Source organism: Hymenobacter chitinivorans DSM 11115, assembly GCF_002797555.1.
Classification (GTDB): Bacteria; Bacteroidota; Bacteroidia; order Cytophagales; family Hymenobacteraceae; genus Hymenobacter; species Hymenobacter chitinivorans.
The window spans coordinates 630,151-651,183 of sequence record NZ_PGFA01000003.1 but is presented as its reverse complement, the minus strand read 5'-3'; the positions used below and the strand labels follow the sequence as shown (position 1 = coordinate 651,183).

The 21,033-nt window shown below is 62.1% G+C and carries 16 protein-coding genes; 3 read left to right on the top strand and 13 right to left on the bottom strand.

Features of this window, described 5'->3' with window-relative positions:
- Positions 1–23: 23 nt before the first annotated feature.
- From CLV45_RS19730 to CLV45_RS19700, 7 genes are all read right to left on the bottom strand, one after another.
- The gene (locus tag CLV45_RS19730) at positions 24–548 is read right to left on the bottom strand and encodes an acyl-CoA thioesterase (protein ID WP_100338188.1); all 525 of its coding nucleotides are present in this window, start codon (positions 546–548) and stop codon (positions 24–26) included.
- Positions 549–616: 68 nt separating this feature from the next.
- Entirely contained in the window at positions 617–1,720 is a 1,104-nt protein-coding gene (locus CLV45_RS19725) for a DUF3616 domain-containing protein (protein WP_100338187.1), read from the bottom strand.
- Positions 1,721–1,815: 95 nt separating this feature from the next.
- Positions 1,816–3,048: an efflux RND transporter periplasmic adaptor subunit gene (locus CLV45_RS19720; protein ID WP_245882919.1), complete on the bottom strand. Its 1,233-nt coding sequence runs from the start codon at positions 3,046–3,048 to the stop codon at positions 1,816–1,818.
- Positions 3,049–3,157: 109 nt separating this feature from the next.
- A complete protein-coding gene (locus tag CLV45_RS19715; protein ID WP_100338186.1) occupies positions 3,158–4,399 on the bottom strand; it encodes an ABC transporter permease in 1,242 nt (413 codons plus the stop codon).
- Positions 4,400–4,580: 181 nt separating this feature from the next.
- A complete protein-coding gene (locus CLV45_RS19710) occupies positions 4,581–5,822 on the bottom strand; it encodes an ABC transporter permease (protein WP_100338185.1) in 1,242 nt (413 codons plus the stop codon).
- 81 nt (positions 5,823–5,903) lie between these two features.
- Positions 5,904–6,419, bottom strand: a complete 516-nt coding sequence (locus CLV45_RS19705; protein WP_100338184.1) for a hypothetical protein — start codon at positions 6,417–6,419, stop codon at positions 5,904–5,906.
- Positions 6,420–6,483: 64 nt separating this feature from the next.
- On the bottom strand, positions 6,484–7,152 hold the full coding sequence (locus tag CLV45_RS19700) for an ABC transporter ATP-binding protein (protein ID WP_100338183.1): 669 nt from the start codon (positions 7,150–7,152) through the stop codon (positions 6,484–6,486).
- Positions 7,153–7,419: 267 nt separating this feature from the next.
- Here CLV45_RS19700 and CLV45_RS19695 point away from each other — a divergent pair, with 267 nt between their 5' ends.
- Positions 7,420–8,208, top strand: a complete 789-nt coding sequence (locus CLV45_RS19695) for an SDR family oxidoreductase (protein WP_100338182.1) — start codon at positions 7,420–7,422, stop codon at positions 8,206–8,208.
- Between the two features lie 6 nt (positions 8,209–8,214).
- On the opposite strand, the gene CLV45_RS19690 is transcribed toward CLV45_RS19695, so the two are convergent.
- From CLV45_RS19690 to CLV45_RS19680, 3 genes are all read right to left on the bottom strand, one after another.
- A complete protein-coding gene (locus CLV45_RS19690) occupies positions 8,215–8,628 on the bottom strand; it encodes a hypothetical protein (protein ID WP_100338181.1) in 414 nt (137 codons plus the stop codon).
- A gap of 106 nt (positions 8,629–8,734) precedes the next feature.
- Complete coding sequence (locus CLV45_RS19685) at positions 8,735–10,780, bottom strand: FAD-dependent oxidoreductase (protein ID WP_170061904.1); 2,046 nt, start codon at positions 10,778–10,780, stop codon at positions 8,735–8,737.
- 348 nt (positions 10,781–11,128) lie between these two features.
- Positions 11,129–12,580 carry an aldehyde dehydrogenase family protein gene (locus CLV45_RS19680; protein WP_100338179.1) on the bottom strand — a complete coding sequence of 484 codons (1,452 nt, stop codon included), beginning with the start codon at positions 12,578–12,580 and terminating at the stop codon, positions 11,129–11,131.
- 359 nt (positions 12,581–12,939) lie between these two features.
- Between CLV45_RS19680 and CLV45_RS19675 the strand changes: the two genes are divergently transcribed.
- A complete protein-coding gene (locus tag CLV45_RS19675) occupies positions 12,940–14,076 on the top strand; it encodes a phosphatase PAP2 family protein (RefSeq protein ID WP_100338178.1) in 1,137 nt (378 codons plus the stop codon).
- A gap of 80 nt (positions 14,077–14,156) precedes the next feature.
- On the opposite strand, the gene CLV45_RS19670 is transcribed toward CLV45_RS19675, so the two are convergent.
- Positions 14,157–15,020, bottom strand: a complete 864-nt coding sequence (locus tag CLV45_RS19670) for an SDR family oxidoreductase (protein ID WP_100338177.1) — start codon at positions 15,018–15,020, stop codon at positions 14,157–14,159.
- 418 nt (positions 15,021–15,438) lie between these two features.
- Between CLV45_RS19670 and CLV45_RS19665 the strand changes: the two genes are divergently transcribed.
- A complete protein-coding gene (locus tag CLV45_RS19665; protein ID WP_100338176.1) occupies positions 15,439–16,935 on the top strand; it encodes a DUF5723 family protein in 1,497 nt (498 codons plus the stop codon).
- An 89-nt stretch (positions 16,936–17,024) separates the two neighbouring features.
- On the opposite strand, the gene CLV45_RS19660 is transcribed toward CLV45_RS19665, so the two are convergent.
- Both CLV45_RS19660 and CLV45_RS19655 read right to left on the bottom strand, forming a co-directional pair.
- Complete coding sequence (locus tag CLV45_RS19660) at positions 17,025–18,272, bottom strand: tol-pal system protein YbgF (protein ID WP_100338175.1); 1,248 nt, start codon at positions 18,270–18,272, stop codon at positions 17,025–17,027.
- A 323-nt stretch (positions 18,273–18,595) separates the two neighbouring features.
- Complete coding sequence (locus CLV45_RS19655) at positions 18,596–21,028, bottom strand: outer membrane beta-barrel protein (protein WP_100338174.1); 2,433 nt, start codon at positions 21,026–21,028, stop codon at positions 18,596–18,598.
- Positions 21,029–21,033 lie beyond the last annotated feature (5 nt).

Sequence of the window (21,033 nt, the reverse complement as noted above, 5' to 3'; positions counted from 1 at the left end):
AGTACGCAGATAGTGGAGCTGGGTTACTCGTCGTCGCGGCCGGCCCGGTCGCGCTTGAGCTTTTTGCGCAGGCTTTTCACCCGCTCGTCGAAGCCGTCGGGGTCGTAGCTCACGTCTTCCACGTCGAGCTGGTCGAGCATGTCCATCAGCGCGTCGGTGTGGTCGGTGCGGGTGGCGCTGGCCACGCGCACGAAGGCCATTTCCGACCACAGCACCGACTTAAGCCGGCTCCCGTCCTCGCTGAGCATCTGCATTTCGACCACCAGGTTGGAGTTGTCGAAGTTGATGAGCTGGGTGCGGATGCGCACAGTTTCGCCGTGGTTGGCGGGGCGCAGATAGGCAATCTGGTGCTTGGTAATCACCCAGCCGGCGCCTTCCTCCTTCGCCAGCTGGCCCAGGTTGAGAGCGTAGTGCTCGGTGGTGTGGTCTTCGCGGGCATTGAGAAAATAGTCGAGGTAGCGGGCGTTGTTGAGGTGGCCCAGCATGTCGCAGTCCTGGAAATGGATGCGGTAAGAGGTTTCGGGCGTTTGGAGCAGCTTGGCAGCCATGGTGTGGTGGTTTGGAAAGTAGATCGGGCGGGCAAAGTACGCGGAAACCGGGCAGACCGACCAGCGCCTTACTGGCCCGGCAGCCGGTAGGCATCGGCCCGCACCTGGTGGGCGGCGGGCTTGCGGGCCTCGCTGGGGCTGTCGAACACGAGCAGCAGGTGGTCTTTATCAATAATGCCCATGCCCTCGGCCTTGTCCTGGCCAGCGGTGGGCCCGTGGCCGTGGGGCACGTCGAACAGGCGCTTAATTTTGTCGGGCCCCACCAGCGAGTCGCCTTCCTGATTCAGAGCGCCGGGCCAGCAGTACACCGCAATGGTACCGTCGAGGTCCATAGTAGGGCCGGCCAGCAGATACAGGTCGTCGCCGGCCTGGCGCAGCTCGCGCAGGCCCATGCCGCCCAAGGCCAGAAAGTGCTTTTTGTAGTACTTCTGCTCCCCCCCGATTTTGGCCAGGCGCAGGCGGCCGTGCTTGTCGAGCTCGGGCAGCAGCTCCAGCACCACGGCCCAGCCCCGCAGCACCGGCCCGCGCAAGCCCACAAACAGGCGGCCGTCGGCGGCCGCAGCCAAGCCCTCAATGTCGAAGCCATTGTCTTTGCCGGGAATCTTGATGAAGGGCTTTAGGTGGGGGTCTTCGGCCAGCAAATCGGTCAGCTCGTTGGTGTCGGTGCTGCCGTGGAGCTGAGCGGCCCGCAGGGTTTCGGCGGCCTTGGTGGGGTGAGGCGCGGTTTTGCAGAGCTCAAAGTCGCCGGTTTGCTCGTTGCGCACCAGCGGAATCCGGGCCAGCAGGTAGCGGTTGGGGTCGTTTTCAACCTTGGCCAGCTTGGCAATCTGCTTGGCCACGTTTTCGTCTTCGTGGTCGGGCTTTTTGCGCTTGAGGCTGTGGGAGCCAATCACCCAGAGGTAGTGGTCGGCCTCGGCCAGGCCCTCAATGTCGATTTCACTGGCCTTGTCGGCGGGCAAATCGAGCAAATCGGCGAGCTGGTAGCTGGCGTGCTGCCCGTACTCGTGCGGGCCGGTGCGGGTGAGCCGCTCGATGCTGGTCCGCTCGTCGCAGCTCAGCCACAGGTTGTTGCCGGTGCAGAGCACCGCCGACAGGCCGTCGCGCACGTGCTTGCCGGCTTCGTTGAGGCTGAGCTTGGGGTTGAAGTGCAGGGTGTAGGCTTGGGGGCGCATGGCGAAGGGAATGGGTTGGAGTAGAACAGCAAACGGCCCAACCCGCGCAGGGTTGGGCCGTTTGCCAGGGCCAGAGTACGTTGTACCAACTCCAACTAGCCCTTTTTCTCGCCGTCGGCCGGCGGACCGAGCACCTTTATCTTGTCATCCTTCTTCAGGCCCGAAAGCACTTCCACGTTGATACCGTCCGAGAGGCCGGTCTTCACCAGGCGCTTCTGAAACTGCTGGGGGCCGGTTTCAACTTCCACAAACACGCTGTCCTTGTTGACCTTGCCGAACTGCAGCAGGCTTTCCCGGATGGCCAGCACCTGCTTGCGGCGGCCCAGCACGATGTCGCCGTTGGCCGAGTAGCCGGCCCGCAAAAACTGCCCCGGCTGCAGGCGCACGTTGGCCCGCACCTGAAACTTGATGGCGCCTTCCTCCGTGATGCCCTTGGGGGCAATGTATTCGAGCGTGGCGGGGAAATTTTCCCCTTCCAGGGCCCCTACGGTCAGGTTCAGGTCCATGCCTTCCCGCACTTTGCCCACCTCACTCTCGTCCACTTTGCCTTCGAAGACGAGGCTTTTCATGTCGGCAATGGCGGCAATGGTAGTGCCCTCGTTGAAGTTGTTGCGCTCCACTACCGACGAGCCGACCTTGATGGGCACGTCCAGCACCAGCCCGGTAATGGTGGAGCGGACGGTGTTGGAGGCGCCGCCGGTGTTGCGGGAGGCACCGCGCTGAGCAATCTGCAAATCGTTTTCGGCCGCGTTGAGGGCCTGCTTTTTGGCGCGCACGTCGGCCAGCAGGCGGTTGTACTCCTGCTCGGCAATGACTTTCTGCTCAAACAGGGGCCGCTGCCGGTCCAGCTCCACTTGCGAGGTTTCCAGGGCCACGCGGGCAGCCTGAATCTGGTTCTGGGCGTTGTTGACGTTGGCAGCATTAGCCACCGTGCGGATGCGGGCAATCAGCTGGCCTTCCTTGATGGGCTCCCCGGCCTCCACGTAGAGCTCCTCCACGATGCCCGACACCTGGGGCTTGATCTGGACTTCCCGCCGGGGCACGATACTGCCCGTAGCCACGGTTTTCTTCACGATATCGGCCACAAACGGGGCTTCGGTTTTGTAGGTCACCGGGTCGGTGTGGGCCTGCTTCCAGAAGTAGCGCGCCAGCCAGCCAAAACCGGCCAGCAACAAGAGCACTAGGAAGCCCAGAAAGATTCGTTTCATGGTAATAAAAGGTGTTTTGGGCGGCTGATACGGCGCCTGGTACTCGGAGGAAGGCCGGGCCGGAGCCGCTACGGGCGTCACTTCAACCATAGTTTCGTCGGGTAGGGCTGAGTTGTTCATAGCTGTTGGTGAAATAGTGAACTGGTGAACTGGTGAGCTTGCTGTTCTGGTGGCGACGGTTGAACGAAAACTCACCATTTCACCAGCTTACTACTCACCTTTCGCCGCTTTATTCGTCTTTAAGGGCCACCACGGGCTGCACGCGGGCGGCAATGGCGGCGGGCACCAAGCCAGCCACGCCCCCGGCTACTACCAGCAGCACCACGGCGGTAAGGGCCACGCCCAGGTCTACCTGCGGATTGGCGAAAAAGCCCACGTCCTGGCCCTGAATCAGGGTGGCAATGCCGGCCATGAGGGCCGTGCCCAGCAGCAGCCCGATCAGGCCCGCGGCGGCGGTTATGACAATGCTTTCCTGCACAATCAGGCTGATAATGCTCCAGGGCGTGGCGCCCAGGGCTTTGCGAATCCCGATTTCCTTGGTCCGCTCCTTCACCACGATGAGCATGATGTTGCTCACCCCGATGATGCCGGCCAGGATGGTGCCGATGCTCACGAGCCAGCTAAAGCCGGAAATACCCATGAACAGGCCCTGTACCCGGCCATATTCCTCCTCCACGTTGGCCGAGCCAAAGGCCCGCTCATCGGTGGGCGCCACCTTGTGCTGCCGGGCCAGCAGCTGCTTCACCTTGGTTTCGACCACGGCGGCCGGCACGCCGGTTTTGGGAATAAAGGCGAAGTAGCCCACCTGGTTTACCTGGTTGAAAGTCACCTGCAGGGCCGTGAGCGGAATCATAATGGTCTGGGCTTCCTCCTGGGCGTTTTCGGGCTTGCCCTCGGCCTTGAACAAACCTACGACCCGGAAAAAGATGCCCTTGATGCGAATTTCCCGGCCCAGCGGGTTGTCGGTGCCAAACAAAACCTCCGCCACCCGGTCGCCGATGATGGCCACCTTGCGCCGCTCATTAATGTCGATGTCGTTGATAAAGCGGCCACCGGTGAGGTGCAGGGGCTTCACGGCCGGGTAGCCGGGGTACTCGCCGTTCACCGAAAAGGTGGAGCTTTTGGGGCCGTACTGCACCGTAAACGTGCCTTCGAGGGAGCTGCGGGGCAAAACCACGGCGGCTTCGGGCACCTCGCGCAGCAGGGCCGCCACGTCGTCGTTGGTAAAGCGGATGAAGCGGCCCACTTTCAGGCCGGCATAGGGCACGCTCGTACGCTGGCTCCAAACAAACACGGCATTTTTGGCCACGTCAAACTCCTTTTCCACCCCGTTGCGGAAGCCCTTGCCCGCGCCCAGCAGCACAACCAGCATAAAGATGCCCCAGAGCACGCCAAACGCGGTAAGCCCGGTGCGCAGCTTGTGCCGCCGCACCGTCCCCCAGATTTCCGCCCATTTATCGAGGTCAAACATTGGTAGTCAAGTTACTTTTTCAACTCCCCTCCTTCCTTCAAGGAGGGGTGCCCGAAGGGCGGGGTGGTTGACTTGTTGAACGACTCTTTAGAACTAGCTTCTACATTCTAGCTGACCACCCCTAACCTACGCCGCTTGATGCGCGGAATTTGAAAAAAGGAGGGGAACTAGCATTCTAGTCTTAGTCTGCTCTTAAAGCTTCGATGGGTCTGACGTTGGCGGCTTTCATGGCGGGCACCAGGCCGGCTATGGCCCCGGATACGACCAATAGCAAGGTGGCGCTAACGGCCACGCCCAGGTTCACCTCGGGGTGGTCGAAGTAGGACGTGGTGCCGCCGGCTTTTTCGAGCAGGTAACGGACCAAGTCCAGCAGGGCCACGCCGAAGAGCAGCCCCAGGTAGCCCGAGAAGCTGGTAATGACCACCGACTCCTGCACGATCATGCTGATGATGCTGCCGGGCGTGGCGCCCAAGGCCTTGCGTACCCCGATTTCACGGGTCCGCTCCTGCACGATGATGAGCATAATGTTGCTCACGCCCACCACCCCGGCCACCAGCGTCAGCACCCCAATGACGCTGACGAAGATCTTGATACCGGTAAACAGGCCTTCGAAGCGCTTTACTTCCTCCTCGTTGTTGTCCAGCTCCAGGGCCTGCTTGTCGGCCGGGTCGAACTGGTGGCGGCGGGCCAGCAGCACGCGCACCTGGTCTTCGAGCTGCTTGACGGGCGTGCCCTTGGTGCTGCTGATGCCGATACGCTGCACCTGGTTGTACTGGTTGAAGGTGGTCTGAAACGTGGTGAAGGGCACGAAGGCCCGCTCCTCGTTGCGGCCGTTGTTGCCGGTGTGGGTAAAGATGCCGACCACCTTAAAAAATACGCCCTTCACCTGCACGTACTGGCCGATGGCGGGTTCGTCGCCGAACAAGACCTTGCGCACCTTCTCGCCCATGATTATCACCTTGCGCCGCTCCAGGCCGTCGAGCGGGCTCAGCATCCGGCCCTGGGTGAGCTTCTCGCCGTTGAGCTGAAAGAACTCGGCTGTGGCCCCAAACACCTGGTAGGAGCCGTTCTTGGCTTTGTTGGCAATGGTGTACTCGCCCGAAAGCCGGTTGCGCGAGGCCAGCAGCTCCACCCCGTCCACCTGCTGCCGAATGGCTTCCAAATCGTCGTTGGTAAACTTCAGCTCCCGGCCCGGCTTGAGGCCCTGCCAGGGTAAGGACGTTTTGCCGGCACTTACGAACAGGCTGTTCATGGCCCCGCCGCCAAACTCCTTCCAGATGCCGTTTTCCATGCCCTTGCCCGCGCCCAGCAGCAGCACCAGCATAAAAATACCCCAGAACACCCCGAAGGCCGTCAGAAACGTGCGCAGCTTGTTGCGGCGCATCGTCCCCAGGATTTCCTGCCATTTATCGAGGTCGAACATAGGGGTAAGGTGCTGAGGTGCTAAGGTGGGAATGGGAGAAGTGAAATTGATTTGCGGCGTCTTACAGCCACGTGCCAATCCTTAATTCCTGCTTCCGCAGCTCTGGCGCACTTTTTCCAGGCGGCGCATGACGTCTTTTACCGTGGCCTCGTTGGTGGTGTAGAGCGGAATTTCGAAGCTGACGTTGCTGGTTTTCTTGCGTTTGGTAATCTTGATTTGGTAGTGCCGGGGCTCGTCCTCATCCTCGTCCTTTTCCAGGGCATAGGTCATCGACGTCACGTCGGCCCACTCGAAGGCCATCTTCAGCTCGAAAAAGCCCTTGTCCATGCTCATCGACCAGCCCGAGTTGGAGCCGCCGTAGCTTACGGCCAGCGGCTTGGCCATTTCCACGTCGGCATCCCGGTCCCGGATAATCTGCTCGGCGTGGCAGCCTTTCAGAGCCAGGTGCAGCTCCTGCTTCGGTTTTTGCGGGTTGCGCATCAGCCGGTCCAGGTCGCGCATTAGAGCCTGTTGGTCGGCAACGGAGGTTTGAGCCAAGCTGGGCGTAGCGGCGGCCAGAGCGCCCAGGAAAGCCAGAGCAATAACAGTTGTTTTCATAGCTAAAAGAGTCAGGATCAGGAAGAATCAGAACGAAAAACTCACTATTTCACCACCTCACCACTTATTCCTTCACAATCAGGCCGTCCCGGATGCGGATCAGGCGCTGGGTTTGGTCGGCAATGTCGTTTTCGTGGGTCACGATGACGACGGTCATGCCCTCCTTGTTCACGGCCTTGAAGATGTCCATCACCTCCTGGGTAGTCTGGGTGTCGAGGGCACCGGTGGGCTCGTCGGCCAGGATGAGCTTGGGCCGGCTGATCAGAGCCCGGGCAATGGCCACGCGCTGCCGCTGCCCGCCCGAAAGTTCACTGGGCAGGTGGTCGGCGCGGTCGGCCAGGCCCACCCGGTCGAGGTATTCCAGGGCCAGGCGGTTTCGTTCCCGCCGACTCACTTTCTGGTAATACAGCGGCAAGGCCACATTTTCCAGGGCATTCTTGAAGTTGAGCAGGTTGAAGGACTGAAACACGAAGCCCAGAAACTGATTGCGGTACTGCGCGGCCCGGGTCTGGGTCAGGTTCCGGTCGATGCGGGTGCCAGCCAGGGTGTAGTCGCCCTGGTCGAAATCGTCGAGGATGCCCAGAATGTTGAGCAGCGTGCTTTTGCCCGACCCCGAGGAGCCCATGATGCTGACCAGCTCGCCCTCCCGGATGTGCAGATCGATGCCCTTGAGCACCTCCAGGCGGTTGGTACCCACCTCGTAGGTCTTGCGAATATTGCGAAGCTGAATCATAGGGCAGACCAGATATCAGGTTACTTGCTTAACACAGTAGCATGCAATACAAAGTAGAGCATATTACCCGAAAAAGCAAAGTGCGGCACATTATTTTTCCGCTACCCAGTAGCACTGCGGGCGGCGACGTGCGGATAGATGACGGTCCAGGCCGAAAGGTTGCCTGCCTTGTGTTGAATATAGGAAATACTGATTATAAAAGCGCTCCGTGAAGCCCGCCCGAACCTCTATATTGCTTCCGGTCCTACTTAGCTCACTGCGAATTAAATGTTCTTCTCCCAACAAGTCGTCTGGATTACGGGCGCTTCGGCCGGCATCGGCGAAGCCCTGGCCAAGGAATTTGCCCGGGCCGGGGCCCGGCTGGTGCTCTCGGCCCGCAACGTGGCCGAGCTGGAGCGGGTAGCCGCGGCCTGCGCCCCGGCCGCGGTGCTGCTCGTGCCCCTGGACCTGGGGCAGGCCGATACTCTGCCGGCCTGCGCGGAGAAAGTGCTAGCCCACTACGGCCGCCTCGACGTGCTCATCAACAACGGCGGCATCAGTCAACGCTCCCTGGCCCTGGACACCAGCCTCGACGTGCACCGCCGCCTGATGGAAGTCAACTACTTCGGCACCGTGGCTTTGACCAAGGCCGTTTTGCCCCGGCTACTCAGCCAGCAAAGCGGGCAAATCGTGGTGGTGAGCAGCCTGGTGGGCAAGTTTGGCTCGCCCTACCGCAGCGCCTACGCCGCCTCCAAGCACGCCCTGCACGGCTTTTTCGACTCGTTGCGGGCCGAAATCTGGCAGAGCGGAGTCAGCATCACCATCATTTGCCCGGGCTTTATCCGCACTGGGGTTTCCATCAACGCCCTCACCGCCGACGGCAGCCCCCAGCGCACCATGGACGCGGCTACTGAGCAGGGCCTGGCGCCCGAAGACCTGGCCCGGCAGGCCGTACGGGCCATTGCCCGGCGCCGGGAGGAAGTGTACATCGGGGGCCGCGAAACCCTGGGCGTGTATCTGAAACGACTGGTACCCGGCCTGTTCAGCCGGGTGCTGCGCAAGGCCCAGGTGCGGTAAAGCAACTTACTTGGCGGTGCGGCGGGCCTGCATCTGGGCCTGCATCTGGCGCTTTTTGCTTTGGTACTGCTTGTACTGCACGGCCGTCAGCACGGCCTTAAGCTGGCCCTCAGAGTCTGCGTTGATTTTCTTGAGCTCCGCCATCAAGGCCGTCTGGTTGCCGGCGTTGCGCTGGCGGGCATCGTTTACTTTTTCTACCGTGCCGCTCAAAATGGCCCGCACCTTGCCCTGCTGGTCGGGCAGCAGCTTGAGCTCGTCAGTCATCACGTCGGTCAGGTCGCGGGCGGCAGCTTTGGGTACCGGCGCGGGTGCCACGGGCACCGATTTGGCTTCCGGAATATCAGCCTTGTGCCGACGGGCACAACCAAACGTGACGGTGCTAAGCGCGCCAATAACCAGCAGGGAACGAGAAAGGAGCATAAGGAGCGGAGATAAACTGCGCTGCATACGCGAAAACTATGCCCGGCGGTTATCCGCCCAGCCTAATCCCGCCAGAGGCCGCGCCAAGATTCCGCAAAGATGCACCTTAGACGGTAGTTGCCGCCCGGTTGCTCGAAAAAGCTACTACGGGGCTGCTAGCCTTCATTTCCTGGGCCGTGTAGTGGGCCAGGGCCATAATGGTCAGCATCGGGTTGACGCCGCTGCAGGCCGGAAACGCCGAGGCGTCGGCCACGAACAGGTTGCGCACTTCGTAGGTTTCGCCGTTGGGCCCCACCGGGTGGGTGGCCTCGGTGCCGCCCATGCGGCAGGTGCTCATCTGATGGGCGCTGTAGAGGCTAAACTGGTTGGGTTTCCAACCCAGGTGGGGCAGCTTATCGAGCAGCTCGGGGTTGTGCAGCACGCCGCCGTCGGCTTCCAGCGTGGGCAACGTGCCGTGGGGCAGATACACTTTTTGGGCACCAGCGGCTACATGAATTTCGGCCGCCGCCCGCACACCCTGCAGCATGCTGGCCCGGTCGAAGTCGCTGAGCACGTAGTCGACCACGGGGGCGCCGTGCTTGTCGACGCTGACGCGGCCCCCGTCCCGGTCCCGGGTTAGCACGATAAAGCTGCCCAGGTGGGCCGCGTCCAGCATCATCTGCTTGTGCTGCTCGCCGCTAAGCCAGGGCAGCACCATAGCCATGAGTCCGGCGTGGGCGGGCGGAGTTTCAAGCTTGGCGCCGAAGTTGGTGCCGTTCAGCATTGTGAAGCAGTCATTCACCACCGACATGCTCGGGCCGTGCCAGGGGTTGATGGCGTGCGGATACAGGGCCGAAACCGCCACCGTGGGGTGCAGGTGCAGGTGCTGCCCCAGGTGCGGGTGCCGCAGCCCGCTGCGCAGCAGCAGCGCCGGTGACTGCACCGAGCCGCCGGCCACCACCACCCGCTTGGCCCGCACCGTGATGCTTACGCGGCGGCCGTCGGTGGTGGTGTGCACGGCCTGGGCGCCTTTGGCCACTCCGGCCTCGATGGTCACGCGCTCCACGTGGGTGTCGGCCAGAATCCGGGCGCCGTGCTCGAAGGCCTGGAGCAGATACGTGTTCAGCGTGCCCTGCTTGATGCCGTACCGGTCGCCCAAGGTAGTGTAGCCCAGGCCCTGGAAATGCTGGTCAGAGTCGGTAAGCCCCTTCTCGTTGCGCGGAATCAGCTTTACTTCCTGGCCCAGCTTGGTGGAACCGTCCCACAAGGCCTGGTTCTGCCCGTTGTGGCGGGCGTAGTCGATGTTCACGCTCAGGGCCCGCGACACAGCATCGAGGCTGCGCTTGAATTCCAAAGAAGTAAAGTGCGGCACCTGATGCTCCCGGGCCCATTCCTGCAGCACGTAGTCGGGGGTGCGGAAGGCCCCGGCCCAGTTGACGGTAGTGCCTCCGCCCAGGCAGCTGCCGGCCAGCAAGGCCACCCCGCCGTCCTGGGTGCAGAGGGCGCCCTTGGCGTCGTACAGCTTGCCCATCATGTCGACTTCGCGCTGGGTAAAGTCGCAGCCGTGGCAGTAGGGACCTTTGTCCAGCACCAGTACGTCGTAGCCGGCGGCGGCCATTTCGCCGGCCACCACCCCGCCCCCGGCCCCGCTGCCAATGACGAGCACGTCGCAGTCGTAGGTTGTGTCGGCAGTTGGCTGCAGGGTCCGGATGGGCTTGGGCGTGTCCACCACCTCGTCGGGCAGCGGGCCGGGGTAGCCGATGTGAGCCCATGCCCCGTTGCCACCCTGCTCGGCCGCCGACGAGCCGTAGTACAAGAACAGCAGCAGCTTGCGCAGGGCGTGAAAGCCTTTGCGCAGCTGGGGTAGGTTGCTCTGGGCCCAGCTGCGCAGCATCTGCTGGCGCTGGTCGGCGTCGAGGCGCACGAAGGGCTTGAGCGGGCCAAACCAGGTCAGGCCCAGCATGGGGTTGTTGAGCAAACCCAGCAGCTTGTCAAACTCCTGCTGAGCCGCCAGGGGCTGGGCGCTGAGTACTTCCGCTATTTTCTGCATATCCACGCCTTCCGAGCCGGCCCGCGCCCAGAACTCGGGCTTGTCGGGGCGGCCGGGCAGGGCCGGAATAAAGGTGTCGGCCAGGGCCTGCAGCGTGGGGTGGTGGGCAGCGGAGAGGTTCATGGTGTGGCAGAGCAATACGGGCGGGACGGAGGGCACAACCCCAACGGGCTGGCAGCCTGAAAATATCGGCATTTTCTCCCAGATAGTCGGCATGCCGCGTAATTTAAACCACTGGGGTTCGGCCCGATGTGCAGCTGGGCTTCCAGGAAGAAGGTACGCTTCGGCTGTCCTCCTGAGCTTTTGCGAAGGACCGTCCTCGCCTACCCCACCGAAGTTTCTACCAATGCACAAAGCCCTTTACCACTGACGCGGTAAAGGGCTTTGTGACGTTGAAAGAAGCTTGTCACTCAGGGGAGAAAGGTCCTTCGCAAAAGCTCAGGAGGACAGACTAAACAACGATTCAGACCGCTAAAACAGCCGCATCAGCCAGTCCACCATTTTCTGCACTTTCGGGGTGTAGGGCGGGTACATGAACTTGATGCCGGTGCGGCCGGTGCGCTGCTTGAGCACGGCTTTTTCGTTGGAGAAAGCCAGAAAGCCATAGTGGCCGTGGGCCTTGCCCATGCCGCTGTTGCCGACGCCGCCGAAGGGCAAATCGGGGTGGGCCAGGTGCAGGATGGTTTCGTTGATGCAGCACCCGCCGGCAGCCACGTTTTGCAGCAGGTAGCGCTGGTTTTCAGCGCTTTGGGTAAACAGGTACAACGCCAGCGGCTTGGGCCGGTCATTGACGAAGTCGGCGGCCTGCATCAGGGTTTTAAAGGGCTGAATGGGCAGCAGCGGCCCGAATATTTCCTCCTGCATCACCCGGCTGTCGGGGGCGGCGTCGAGCAGCAGGGTAGGCTCGATAAAGCACTGGCTGCCGTCCACGATGCCGCCCAGCACCACGTGGGCCCCGGCGCGCTGGGCGTCTTCGAGCAGGCCCGACACCCGGGCAAAGTGGTGCTTGTTGACGATGCGGGCGTACGATTGGGAGTTAATAACACCCTCGCCGGCGGGGTCGTAGAGGCGGCCCACCGCCCGGCGCACTTCCGCCACAAACTGCTCCTGCACGCTCTCCTGCACCAGCACGTAGTCGGGGGCCACGCAGGTCTGCCCGGCGTTGATAAACTTGCCCCAAACAATTTTTTCGGCCGCGTCGCGCAGGTTGGCCGTGGCATCCACCAGTACCGGCGACTTGCCGCCCAGCTCCAGCGTGACGCTGGTCAGGTGCTCGGCGGCGGCCCGCATCACCACCTTGCCGATGGCCGGGCTGCCGGTGAAAAAGATATGGTCGAAGGGCAATTGCAGCAGGGCCGTGGCCACGTCTTTGTCGCCTTCTACCACGACTACCTCGGCCGGATCAAACAGCTCCCGGGCCATGCGGCTGAGCAGGGCAGCCACGGCCGGCGTCATTTCCGAAGGCTTGATAATGCAGCAGTTGCCGGCGGCCAGGGCCGACACCAGCGGGTCGATGGCCAGGTAAAACGGGTAATTCCAGGGCGCAATAATCAGGCAGACGCCCTTGGGCTCGTGGTGCACCCAGGCGGTGGTGCCCATCAGCGACAGGGGTGTACCCACCCGGCGGGGCTTTATCCACTGCTTGAGATGGCTGAGCGTGTGCTTGATTTCGACCTGGCTCGACCAGATTTCGGTGACGTCGGTTTCGGCCGGGGGCTTGCGAAAATCCGCGTACAGGGCCTCCTCAATGGCCCGGCGGTTTTGCTCGATCCACTGGCCGAGGCGGCGGATGCGGCCGGCCCGCTCCTCGGCCGACTCGCGGCGCAGCACCGGGGCCCGCAGCCGTTGCTGCTCAAAGAGATGGGTCGGGGAGTCGGCTACGGGGGCAGCCGCAGCAGCGGCCGGCGCGGAAGAAACGGTCATGGAGGTAGGGCGGGAAGAGAAACCAGTCTGCCTAAGATACGCAAACGGCCCGGGAAGCGCTACTCCGGCCGGGCTACCGGGCTGGGGCCGGCTGAAAATCATCGGGCCGTGAGTTGCCGCCCCGGTCCAGCTGCCACGGCCAGCCGGCCAAGCATCCCCTTCACAATCAGCCGTTTTCAACCGGGGCGCGGCAGCACTTCCTGAGCATTTGCAGCCGTCGTTTCTTCATCATAAACTCACCGTTGGAGCTTACTAGAACATCTTCATAAACAATTATTTACGCCCCTATTATCTCCAGCTCCGCACTACATTCTTCGCAGGTTTTGCACTACTTTTGTGCCCGGATTTTATAGCTAGCAATGAGTTTTTTTACGCTTCCCGTTTCAATCTCCCGCCTTCTACTGGTAGCCGGCGGCCTGAGCCTGGGCCTCTCGGCCACAGCCCAGGACGTGCCAACGAGCCCACCGGTTCTTGTCCCGGCCGACTCGGTGCAGCAGCCCGCGCCCGATTCGAGCAAGGCAGTGGCCGCCGTAGCACCGGCCGACACCACGGGCCGCCCGCCCCGCCGCAGCGACTACCGCATGCCCTCGGGCGTGACCTATCATTACGAGCGGCCCAAGCCCTTCCGGTTTTTGCTCAACATCCCGCGCGACGTGGTGGCCTACCCCAAGTTTGCCTTTCAGAAGAAAAACCTGCCCATGATTGGTGGTGTGGTCGTCAGCACGGTGGTGCTCTACGCCTTCGACCAGCAGATTCTGGACGGGGCCAAGCAGCTCGGCCGCCACATGCACCTTTCCTCGGCCAGCACCCAAACGACGTTGTTTGACGTGCCCCTGCGCTACGGCAACGGCAAGCAGCTGGACCTGGAGTTCAACTACCCCTCGAACCTGAACAGCGCCATGTACTTTCTCGGCGACGGGTGGACCCACCTGAGCATTGCCGGCGGCTTCTGGGCCTACGGCCTGATCGGGCGCGACAACCGGGCCTCGCAAACGGCCAGCCAGGTGATGGAAGCCGTGTATACCAACGGCCTCGTGGTGCAGGTGCTCAAGCACCTCACGGGCCGTGAGAGTCCGTACACGACGACCTACCCGCGGGGCAAAATCCGGCTGTTCCCGAACCAGAAAACCTACAGCCAGCACGTGCCTAACTACGACGCCTACCCTTCGGGCCACCTGAGCACGGCCATGGCCACGGTCACGGTTATTGCCGAAAACTACCCCGAATACCGCTTTGTGCGGCCGGTGGGCTACTCCCTGATGGGCCTTTTGAGCTACGCCATGCTCAACAACGGCGTGCACTGGGCCAGCGACTATCCGCTGGCCCTGGCGCTGGGCTACGGCTTTGGCAAAATAGCGGTGATGAACGGGCGCAAGGAAGTAAAGCGCGACCAGGAAACCGGCCTGCTTATGCCCCAGCCCTGGTACAAGCAGGTGCGCCTCACGCCCACCGGCGGGGCCGGCAGCTACGGCCTGACGATGCAGTACCGCTGGTAAGCCGGGCGCCGCTTGAAAATAAAAAGACCGAAGCACGCGTTGCTTCGGCCTTTTTTGTGGTCTAAGGCGCCAAACCAGGCTCAGGTGTTGAGTACTTCGCCGCCGTTGGGGTGCAGGGCCTGCCCGGTAATGTAGGAGGCGTCGTCGGAGGCCAGGAACACGTAGCAGGGGCCCACTTCCGAGGGCTGGCCTGGGCGCTTCATGGTGGTGTCTTTGCCGAACGAAGCCACTTTTTCCGGCGGGAAGCTGGCCGGAATCAAGGGCGTCCAGATGGGGCCGGGCGCCACGGCATTGACGCGGATTTTCTTTTCGGCCAGCTGCTGGGCAATGGAGCGGGTGTAAGCCGTAATGGCGCCCTTGGTGGAGGTGTAATCCACCAGCTGCTGGTTGCCGCGGTAGGCGTTGATGGATGAGGTGTTGATGATGGCGTCGCCTTCCTGCAGGTGCTCCAGGGCGGCCCGCGTCACGCGCACGAAGGAGAAGAAGTTGACCTGAAACGTGTCGAGCCATTGCTCATCCGGAATTTCGGTCACGTCCTTACTGACGAACTGCTCGGCGGCGTTATTGACCAGGATATTGAGCCGGCCCAGCTCCTGCACCGTCTGGTCCACGATGGACTGGCAGAAGCCTGCGTCGCGCAGGTCGCCGGGCAGGGTCAGGCAGCGGCGGCCTTCCTGCTCCACCAGCTGCCGGGTATCGTACGCATCCTGCTCTTCCTCGGGCAGGTAGGTAAAGGCCACATCGGCGCCCTCGCGGGCAAAATGCACGGCCACCGAGCGGCCAATGCCCGAGTCGCCGCCCGTAATCAGGGCAACTTTGCCATCGAGCTTGCCGCTGCCCTTGTAGCCGGGGCGAATGTACTCGGGCTGGGGCGTCATCTCGGCCTCGAGGCCGGGCTGCTGGTCTTGCTGCTGCGGGGGCAGCGTGGTAGGCTTGTTTTCCATAGCGTTGGAGGGTAGAAGAGTAAGCTTTAGGAAACGCAGGGGCCGCCCCGGGGTTATAGCTCAGGTAAGTAAAACAGCGCGGCCCACCCGGCCGGATGGGCCACGCCAGCCCCGCAGAATACCTACTTGTGGGTATTGCGGACGAGCAGGCCGGACCGCTAACTTTGTCGGGAAAAGATCCTAAAAAAGCGGCCTAGTTTCAGGTTATTGAAAGACTTTACCAATTACTCCGCCAGCCTCGGCGGAAGCAGCTCATTCTTTCAATAACCAGCTACAAGACAGCACTATACCAGTCGTATTTCAGCACTGGCTACGTGCACACCGCTCCTTACCCGCCCGTCTGCCCGACGGCTGCGGCCGAGGTAGGATTCAATTTTCTTCCGCCCTGCTACTACTTACCCTAACGCAACACATTTACATGGTTAACCTCCGCCTGTGCGGGCTGATGCTGGCGCTGCTTCCGGGCAGCGTAGCGGCGCAGCAGCTGTTCAACAGCACCCGCAGCAACTACTCGGGCCTGACCGGCGCGAGCTGGAACCCGGCTAACATTGCCGACAACCGCTACTTTTTCCAGTTGCAGCTGGCTAGCTTCGACGTGCACGCCACGAACACGGCCTACCGCTACACCGGGGCCTGGAGCCCCCAGAACTCCAGCGCCAGCCTGGACCTGGATAAGGAGTTTTTGACCCGCAGCCCCAGCGACAAGCCCAAGCTCTTCAGCGCGGGCCTCAACCTGCGCGGACCGGGCATTATGCTGCGCATCAGCCCCACCCAGAGCGTGGCCTTCAGCACCCGGGCCCGGGTGGCCCTGCAGGGCAACTCGGTATCGGAAGCCCTGATTGTGAATGCCGTAGACGGGTTTAAGACCCGGGGCCGGGCCGCCGACAATACCTTCAACCTGAACCTGAACGCCTACTCCGAATACGCCCTGAGCTACGGCCGGGTGGTGCTCGATAAAAGCCTGCACTTTCTCAAGGGCGGCGTCACGGCCAAGCGTTACGTGGGCTTTGGCTCGGGCTACCTGCAAAGCCGGCAGGCCGACTACCAGATAGTGGACAAAACGGCGGCCACCGGCGACACCATCGTGCGCATCAACGCCCTGGATGCGGCTTTTGGCTACTCCAACCCCCACGCCTTCGACGACGTGGACGCCGACCAGGCCTTGCAGTGGCTCAAGGGTGGCGGGGGCAGCGGCGGCGGCTGGGGCCTCGACGTGGGCGTTGTATATGAATACCGCCCCAACATGGGCCAGTACCGCTACATCGACAAGAAGGGCGTGGACCGGCTCGACTACTCCCGCAACAAGTACAAGTACCGCGTGGCCGTGTCAGTAACCGATATTGGCTACATCCGCTACGCCGACAACGCCACGGCTTTCAACAACATCCAGACCAAGAACTCCGGCGTGAGCGAGTCGGATCTGGACGGTATTGACCTGGACAACTACGAAGTGCGGCTCAACAAAATTCTGCGCACCCAGAAGCAGGTGCGCGACAATAAGTTCGTGGCCGGGGTACCCACCACCCTGAACGTGGACGTAGATTACCACCTTTATAAGTGGCTCTACGCCAACGCCGCCGTGAGCCAGAGCCTGCGCGGCCGCTACGCGGTAGGCATGCGCAGCTTCTCTTTTGCTTCCATCACGCCCCGGGTGGAAAGCAAGTGGCTGGAAGTAGCCACGCCCATTACCATGGCCAACGCCTACCACACCCTGAACTACGGCCTGATGGTGCGCCTGGGTCCGCTGGTGGTGGGCTCCAACGATTTGTCGGCCTACTTTGCCTCCAGCAACCCCTACGGCTTCAACGGCTACGTCGAGTTTTCACTGCTGCAGCTGGCCAACGGCGGCAAAAGCAATAAGAAACACGGCAAGTCCCGCATCAAGGACAGCAACGAAATCAAGGCTACTAAATAGGCAGGCAGTACCCGGCAATTAACACCACATACTGACTACTCTTTACCAATACCAGCTCAGTTTTGCAAAGGCGGCCCCCACGGCCGCCTTTACTTTTTGTGGGCCTTGAGGTAGAGCTTGGCCTCGCGGTACTGCGGTGATTTGCGCTCCGACTTATCGGCCACCACCCCGTAGTAGCGCCGGGCCGTCTTGACGTCTTTTTCATCATCGGCGAGGCGGCCCAGGTTCAGGTTGGCCGAGAGGTAAAAGCCGCTGTTGGTGTCGCCGGTTTGCTCCGAAAACACGATGCAGCGCTGGAAATAGTCCTTGGCCTTGACCACGTCCTTGTAGCTGTTTTGGACGATGGAACCCAGAAAAAACGTCGCGTAGCGCCCACTGATGCCCTCGTAGCCGGGCAGGCCGCGGTTTATCTTGTCCAGAATTTCACGACTCACCCGCTCGCACTCTATCATGTCGCCCTGGTGGTAGCAGAGCAGGGCGTAGAAGCGCTGGAAGTAGGCGTTGTCGGGGTAATTATTGGCCAGGGAGCGGGCCGTGGGCATGGCGCCATCGAGGTTGTTTTCCTCGGTGTAGAGAATGCGCATCAGGTAGTACTTGGCTTCCAGGCCGGTGTAAAACCCGTTGCTGGCCACGTTCTTGAGCTGCTGCAAGCCCAGGGCGCGGTTGCCCTTCGGAAACAGCAGCAGCACGGGCCGCAGCAAGGGGTAGTTTTCCGAAATCCAGACGGCGTAGTAGTTGAATAAGGCCTGCCCGAACAGAAATTCCGGGCTCAAACCGTTGGCTTCCTTGCTTTCCTGCAGGTAGCGCAGGGCCTTGCGGCTGCTGAGCGTGGCGGCCGTCCAGTTTTTGCGCTCGGCGTTGAGGTGGGCATCGAAGCCGTAGGCGGCCGAGAGGAAAAAGCAGGCCTCGTAGTTCTTGTTGTCCTGCTCGTAAAGAACCTCGGCCTTGCGCACGGTGGTGTCCATGTAGGCGAAGAGCAGCTTGTCGTACTGCTTGGTTTGCAGGTTGGTCGGCAGGATTTTCCACCACTGGCTCAGGCCCATGAGCAGGTAGGGCAAGGGATGCTCGGGGTAGCGACGGCGCAGGGAGCGGAATTGCTTTTCGGCCTTGTCGTACTTGAAGTTGTAGAGGTTGTGAATGGCTCCTTCCAGCTCCAGCTGAATGTCTTTGTCGAGCATGAGCCAGCCTTTGCCGTCGCGGGCCCCGGGGGCAATGTCCACGTTTTCAAGCTCCACCTTGCGAATGGGCCGGGGCGTTTTGGTGGAGTCGGGGCGCTGGGCAGCGGCCGGCAGTGCGCAATACACCAGAAGGCCCAGAATAAGCAGTAACTGCCGCATAAAATCTATTTCCGATAAGGAGTAAGCGCCTTGAATTAGCCGCAACACGCGGCCCGTAGCTCGACACTCGGAGGGAATAACGCGCTATTGGCCCCACGGTTGGAAAAACGACAAACCGGGGCCGGCTAAAATAACGGCTTTCTTGCCAATTGCCTTTCCCCGGGGCCCGCTGCTGCCTGCTACGAGTGCAGGGCCCGCCCCCAAGCCAGAAGGCCAACGCTGTCCGCAGCGTTGGCCTTCCATAACAAGTTCACCTACATTTCAGCCGCGGGTATAGCCCCAGAGCCCCTGCACGAGCAATAAATTAAGAGTGAGCGGGCGGCTTAGTTATCCATGCGCGACTTCTCGGCCTCGATGCCCGTGTCGCGGCGCTGGCTGGCCTTCACGGTCTTTTTGCCAAACTTGTAGCTGAAGTTGAGCTTCACGAAGCGGCTTTCAACTTTGTCCAGGTTGTGGGAGCCCAGGCCGGCGGCCAGCACCTCGTAGCGCATTTGCTGGGTGTTCAGGACGTCCGATACGTTGAGCGTGAGCGTACCCGCGTCCTTGAGCACCGTTTTGGAAATGCCCACGCTGGTGAAGAAGCGCGACTGGAAGGCCATGCCCCCGAAGGTCATCGGCGACATGTACATACCCGACACCTCGGCTTTCAGGCCTTTGCCCAGGGTCAGGGTGTGGTTCGAGGACAGCATGGCCGAGGGCCGGGCGCTGCCCACGCCCACGCTGGTCGAGTTGATTTTGGCAAACGACACGCCCAGGGTCGTCACCGTCATCCACTTGTTGCTCAGCAAAGGCTTCATCAGCGTCAGGCTGCCGTCGAGCGACTCGGCGCTGCGGAAGTTCTGGAACGAGCTGACCACCACCTGCGTACCCTCCTGCTTCTGGTAGCTTTCCATAAGCACGCTGGTGTGGTGGCCGTAGCTGATGGACGTGGTCAGCAGGCTGTTGTAGGAGTGGGTGAATTCGAAGTTGTGCGAGAAGGACGGGCGGATGTTGGGGTTGCCCTGCATGTAGCGGTACTGGCTGATGTAGGTCACGAAGGGGTTGACGATGCCGAACTGGAACCGGTCAATCTTGCGGCGGTAGGCAAAGCCGAGCTGCACCTTTTCCGACTTGTTGTACTGCGCCGACAGGGTCGGAAACAGGTTGAGGTAGTGGCGGCGGGTGGTTTGGTCGAGGGTGAGGGAGGTGCCGGTGGTGTTGGTTTGCTCGGCGCGCAGGCCCACTTGCAGCTCCAGCTTCTGCACCGTGCGGCCGTAGGTGGCGTAGGCGGCGTTGATATTTTCGCGGTAGATGAAGTGGTTGGTTTTGCCCAAATCCACGGCCCAGGGCTGGCCGGCGGCGGCCTGCTCCCAGCGGATGTCGTTGTCGGTGGCGGTGAAGGTCGTTTTCAGGCCGGCTTCGAGCGTGCCTTTCTGGAAGGGCTGGGCATAATCGGCCGAGGCGGAGCGCACCGCGTTGCGGGCCGGGGAATGGTCCCGGCGCAGGTCAGCGGGCTGGTCGAAGCCGTCCTGCTGGTTCCAGAACGTGGTGAGGTAGTCGTTCTGCCAGTTTTTCTGGTAGCCAAAGTAGTCGGCGTTCAGGCGCAGGGTGTGGTCGGGGGCGCCGAGGGTGGTTTTGTAGTACAGGTTCACCGACGGGCTCAGAAAGCGGGCCTCGCCCTGCGTGCGCAGCTGCGACGATTCCAGGGGCTCGGTACCGGCCAGCACCCGGGCGTCGTTGCGGCCGTCCCGGTCCCGGTAGTTGAGCATGCCCTTCACCAGCACGCCCGCCGAGCTGGTGTTGCTCAGGGTGTAGTCGAGGCCGAGGCGGGCGGAGTTGTTCTGGTTGTGGCGCACTTCGCGGCCGTTTTCGGCAATGCGGGTTTCGGCCGTGGCGGCCCGCTCGGCGCTGGTGGTGGAGTACACCTGGTTTTCAAGCCGGTCGAGGCCGCCGTACACGTTGAGCTTGGCGGTGCGGTGGTTCAAACTCAGGCCGGCGTTGTAGCGGCCGTACTGGCCGGTACCCGCGCCCAGCGTGAGGGTGCCGTTGGTGCCGAGCTGCTTGCTTTTGGTGGTAATGATGTTGACCACGGCCCCGCCCTGGGCGTCGTACTTGGCCGAGGGGTTGCTGATGACTTCAACCTTGTCCAGGGTGCTGCCGGGCAGGGCGCCGAGCATGTTTTTGAGCTCCTCGCCGCTCAGGTTGGTGCTCTTGCCGTCGAGCAGCACCGTTACGGTTTTGCCCCGCAGCGTGTAGCCGCCGCCCTGCTCCACCACGCCCGGGGCCCGGCTGATAACCTCGGCGGCGGTGCCACCGGCGGCAATGGGGCTGGCCGCCACGTTGAGCACCAGCTTGCCGGCCTGCTGCTCGATAAAGGCTTTGGTCCCCGTCACGGTCACGCCCTTGAGCAGCTTCTGGTCGGGCGCCAGGGCCACGGCGGGAGCGGCATTCAGGCCGGCCGCTACGGTCAGGGCGGCCGGGGCCGAGGTTTTGTAGCCCACGTAGTTTACCAGCAGGCTGTAGGCACCGGCGGGCACGGCCTCGAAGCGGAAGCTGCCCTGCTCGTTGGTCATCGTGCTCAGGGCGTTTTTTGAGTCGGCGGCGGGGCGCAGAATGACGGTGGCAAAGGCCAGGGGCTGGCGCGAGAGGCTATCGGCTACCTGGCCCGTAACGGCGCCGGTAGCCTGGGCGGCGGCAGGGCTGGTTTGGGCCGAAACCAGGGCGGGAGCGGCAGCCAGAGTGCTGGCGAGAAGCAGGGCGGGGAAAACGTTTTTCATGGCGA